The 5,301-nt window shown below is 56.3% G+C and carries 3 rRNA genes; all 3 read right to left on the minus strand.

What is annotated here, in order from left to right:
* Nucleotides 1-11: 11 nt before the first annotated feature.
* Nucleotides 12-128, minus strand: a 5S ribosomal RNA gene (rrf, locus tag HZZ10_RS18920).
* Between the two features lie 78 nt (nt 129-206).
* A 23S ribosomal RNA gene (locus tag HZZ10_RS18925) occupies nt 207-3,318 on the minus strand.
* 445 nt (nt 3,319-3,763) lie between these two features.
* Nucleotides 3,764-5,287, minus strand: a 16S ribosomal RNA gene (locus HZZ10_RS18930).
* Together the 16S, 23S and 5S rRNA genes form the textbook arrangement of a ribosomal RNA operon.
* Nucleotides 5,288-5,301: the final 14 nt, after the last annotated feature.

Genomic DNA, 5,301 nt, shown 5'->3' on the forward strand with positions numbered 1-5,301 from the left:
GTTGAATGGTTGTCCGGCGGCGACCTACTCTCCCACACAGTCTCCCGTGCAGTACCATCGGCGCAGAGGGGCTTAGCTTCCGGGTTCGGAATGGGACCGGGCGTTTCCCCCTCGCTATGACCGCCGTAACTCTATTGGGTTGTCAACCGGTTCTCGGCCGTTACCCGAGAACCGCACAGTGGACGCGTAGCACACAAAATTTGAGTGTTATCAAGTTGTCGGCTTATTAGTACCGGTCAGCTCCGAGAGTCGTTAGTCCTCTCTTCCACATCCGGCCTATCTACCCAGTGGTCTGCTGGGAGCCTCTCGAGGGTCAAGCCCTCATGGAAACCTCATCTTGAAGCAGGCTTCCCGCTTAGATGCTTTCAGCGGTTATCCCTTCCGAACGTAGCCAACCAGCCGTGCTCCTGGCGGAACAACTGGCACACCAGAGGTTCGTCCGTCCCGGTCCTCTCGTACTAGGGACAGCCCTTCTCAAGTTTCCTGCGCGCGCAGCGGATAGGGACCGAACTGTCTCACGACGTTCTAAACCCAGCTCGCGTACCGCTTTAATGGGCGAACAGCCCAACCCTTGGGACCTACTCCAGCCCCAGGATGCGACGAGCCGACATCGAGGTGCCAAACCATGCCGTCGATATGGACTCTTGGGCAAGATCAGCCTGTTATCCCCGGGGTACCTTTTATCCGTTGAGCGACGGCGCTTCCACAAGCCACCGCCGGATCACTAGTTCCGACTTTCGTCCCTGCTCGACCTGTCAGTCTCACAGTCAAGCTCCCTTGTGCACTTGCACTCGACACCTGATTGCCAACCAGGCTGAGGGAACCTTTGAGCGCCTCCGTTACATTTTAGGAGGCAACCGCCCCAGTTAAACTACCCATCAGGCACTGTCCCTGATCCGGATTACGGACCGAGGTTAGATGTCCAGAGCGACCAGAGTGGTATTTCAACGTTGACTCCACGAACACTGGCGTGCCCGCTTCACAGTCTCCCACCTATCCTACACAAGCCGCACCGAACACCAATACCAAACTATAGTAAAGGTCCCGGGGTCTTTCCGTCCTGCTGCGCGTAACGAGCATCTTTACTCGTAGTGCAATTTCGCCGAGTTCACGGTTGAGACAGCGGAGAAGTCGTTACGCCATTCGTGCAGGTCGGAACTTACCCGACAAGGAATTTCGCTACCTTAGGATGGTTATAGTTACCACCGCCGTTTACTGGGGCTTAAATTCTGAGCTTCGCCTTGCGGCTAACCCGTCCTCTTAACCTTCCAGCACCGGGCAGGCGTCAGTCCGTATACATCGTCTTGCGACTTCGCACGGACCTGTGTTTTTAGTAAACAGTCGCTTCTCCCTGGTCTCTGCGGCCCTTGCACGCTCCCCCAGCAAGTGGGATCACGCTCCGGGCCCCCCTTCTCCCGAAGTTACGGGGGCATTTTGCCGAGTTCCTTAACCATGATTCTCTCGATCGCCTTAGTATTCTCTACCTGATCACCTGAGTCGGTTTAGGGTACGGGCGGCTTGAACCTCGCGTCGAAGCTTTTCTCGGCAGCATAGGATCACCAAATCCCCACCTAGGGTGGGTCCCGTCAGATCTCAGGCTATATGAACAGCGGATTTGCCTACTGTTCGCCCTACGTCCTTAGACCGAGACAACCGTCGCTCGGCTTGGCTACCTTCCTGCGTCACTCCTGTTAATACGCTTACCTACTACAAGTTCGGGTCCCGCGCTCCCCTGAGTCCTCAGCCCCGAAGGGCCTGTGGACCAGGCTTGGGCGGTTAGCATCACCTGGCTCGGTATGGGCGGTTCTTCGCCGGTAGGAGAATATCAACTCCTTGTCCATCGACTACGCCTGTCGGCCTCGCCTTAGGTCCCGACTTACCCAGGGCGGATTAGCCTGGCCCTGGAACCCTTGATCATTCGGCGGACGGGTTTCTCACCCGTCTTTCGCTACTCATGCCTGCATTCTCACTCGTGTAGGCTCCACCACTGGGTTACCCCGCAGCTTCACTGCCCACACGACGCTCCCCTACCCATCCACACACCTGGACCACGAAGGCCTGGTTATCATGTGAATGCCACAGCTTCGGCGGTGTACTTGAGCCCCGCTACATTGTCGGCGCGGAATCACTTGACCAGTGAGCTATTACGCACTCTTTCAAGGGTGGCTGCTTCTAAGCCAACCTCCTGGTTGTCTGTGCAACTCCACATCCTTTCCCACTTAGCACACGCTTAGGGGCCTTAGCTGGTGGTCTGGGCTGTTTCCCTCTCGACTATGGAGCTTATCCCCCACAGTCTCACTCCCGCGCTCTCACTTACCGGCATTCGGAGTTTGGCTAACGTCAGTAACCTTGTAGGGCCCATCGGCTATCCAGTAGCTCTACCTCCGGCAAGAAACACGCGAGGCTGCACCTAAATGCATTTCGGGGAGAACCAGCTATCACGAAGTTTGATTGGCCTTTCACCCCTACCCACAGGTCATCCCCCCAGTTTTCAACCTAGGTGGGTTCGGTCCTCCACGCGGTCTTACCCGCGCTTCAACCTGCCCATGGGTAGATCACTTCGCTTCGGGTCTAGACCCAGCGACTCATTCGCCCTATTAAGACTCGCTTTCGCTACGGCTTCCCCACACGGGTTAACCTCGCCACTGAGCACTAACTCGCAGGCTCATTCTTCAAAAGGCACGCTGTCACCCCTGCTAAGGAGGCTCCAACGGATTGTAGGCACACGGTTTCAGGTACTATTTCACTCCCCTCCCGGGGTACTTTTCACCTTTCCCTCACGGTACTTGTCCGCTATCGGTCACTAGGTAGTATTTAGGCTTATGAAGTGGTCTTCACGGATTCACACGGGATTTCTCGGGCCCCGTGCTACTTGGGATCCCCTTCGGGAGGTCACGTCATTTCGTCTACGGGGGTCACACCCTCTACGCCGGGCCTTTCAATGCCCTTCGACTATAACGAGACTTTCTGACTCCCTGACAAGCCGGCAGACTCATCTGAAAGGTCCCACAACCCCGCCCATGCAACCCCTGCCGGGTATCACACATGAACGGTTTGGCCTGTTCCGCTTTCGCTCGCCACTACTCACGGAATATCTCTTCCTGTCGGTACTGAGATGTTTCACTTCCCGACGTTCCCTCCACACACCCTATATATTCAGGTGCGGGTAACACGACATAACTCGTGCTGGGTTTCCCCATTCGGAAATCCTCGGATCACAGTTCGTTTGCCAACTCCCCGAGGCTTATCGCAGGCTACTACGTCCTTCATCGGCTCCTAGTGCCAAGGCATCCACCCTGTGCCCTTAAAAACTTGACAACAAAAAATTGCAAAGAACCAAAGATAAATCTTTGATCTTACAAAGATGCTCGCGTCCACTGTGCAGTTCTCAAGCTACGGACGATCCCACCCAACACCACCGCCTACCCCCGAGCAAAGCTCAAGAGCGGTTCAACTGGTTCAGGGTGACCCGTGTCGTGGCAACACACCATGCTGAGCCTTACGGCCAGCCGGCATGCGCCTGAAGTTCACTTGCGTCAAGACGCCCGTGCCTTCAGGACCCAACAGTGTGCTCATGTCCCCAACCCTTGAACCGATCCGTTCCAACCAGACGAAGCTGGTGTACTTGCATCGACCCTCAAGCTGAGTCCTAGTCAATGTTCCACCCGTGAGCAACCACCCACACCCTCATTCGGAGTGTGGAAGTGGCCACCTGAACCCGACCGGGGTAGTCCCCGGAACAAGCCAGTGTGTAGCTCCTTAGAAAGGAGGTGATCCAGCCGCACCTTCCGGTACGGCTACCTTGTTACGACTTAGTCCCAATCGCCAATCCCACCTTCGACGGCTCCATCCCACAAGGGGTTAGGCCACCGGCTTCGGGTGTTACCGACTTTCGTGACTTGACGGGCGGTGTGTACAAGGCCCGGGAACGTATTCACCGCAGCGTTGCTGATCTGCGATTACTAGCGACTCCGACTTCATGGGGTCGAGTTGCAGACCCCAATCCGAACTGAGACCGGCTTTTTGGGATTCGCTCCACCTCGCGGTATCGCAGCCCTTTGTACCGGCCATTGTAGCATGCGTGAAGCCCAAGACATAAGGGGCATGATGATTTGACGTCATCCCCACCTTCCTCCGAGTTGACCCCGGCAGTCTCCTATGAGTCCCCACCATAACGTGCTGGCAACATAGGACGAGGGTTGCGCTCGTTGCGGGACTTAACCCAACATCTCACGACACGAGCTGACGACAACCATGCACCACCTGTACACCAGTCCGAAGACGCACACATCTCTGCATGATTCCGGTGTATGTCAAGCCTTGGTAAGGTTCTTCGCGTTGCATCGAATTAATCCGCATGCTCCGCCGCTTGTGCGGGCCCCCGTCAATTCCTTTGAGTTTTAGCCTTGCGGCCGTACTCCCCAGGCGGGGCACTTAATGCGTTAGCTGCGGCGCGGAACTCGTGGAATGAGCCCCACACCTAGTGCCCAACGTTTACGGCATGGACTACCAGGGTATCTAATCCTGTTCGCTCCCCATGCTTTCGCTCCTCAGCGTCAGTAGTGGCCCAGTGACCTGCCTTCGCCATCGGTGTTCCTCCTGATATCTGCGCATTCCACCGCTACACCAGGAATTCCAGTCACCCCTACCACACTCTAGTCTGCCCGTACCCGATGCAAGCTCAAGGTTGAGCCTTGAGTTTTCACACCAGACGCGACAAACCGCCTACGAGCTCTTTACGCCCAATAATTCCGGACAACGCTTGCGCCCTACGTATTACCGCGGCTGCTGGCACGTAGTTAGCCGGCGCTTCTTCTGCAGGTACCGTCACTTTCGCTTCTTCCCTACTGAAAGAGGTTTACAACCCGAAGGCCTTCATCCCTCACGCGGCGTCGCTGCATCAGGCTTTCGCCCATTGTGCAATATTCCCCACTGCTGCCTCCCGTAGGAGTCTGGGCCGTGTCTCAGTCCCAGTGTGGCCGGTCGCCCTCTCAGGCCGGCTACCCGTCGACGCCTTGGTGAGCCATTACCTCACCAACAAGCTGATAGGCCGCGAGTCCATCCTTGACCGAAAAACTTTCCAGACGCCGACCATGCGGTCGCGTCTCGTATCCGGTATTAGCCCCGGTTTCCCGGAGTTATCCCAGAGTCAAGGGCAGGTTACTCACGTGTTACTCACCCGTTCGCCACTGATCAACCAGAGCAAGCTCTGATGTCACCGTTCGACTTGCATGTGTTAAGCACGCCGCCAGCGTTCGTCCTGAGCCAGGATCAAACTCTCCGTAAATGTTTGCTATCAAC

The sequence above is a fragment of the Sanguibacter inulinus genome (assembly GCF_013415325.1).
In the GTDB taxonomy this organism is placed as follows: domain Bacteria; phylum Actinomycetota; class Actinomycetes; order Actinomycetales; family Cellulomonadaceae; genus Sanguibacter; species Sanguibacter inulinus.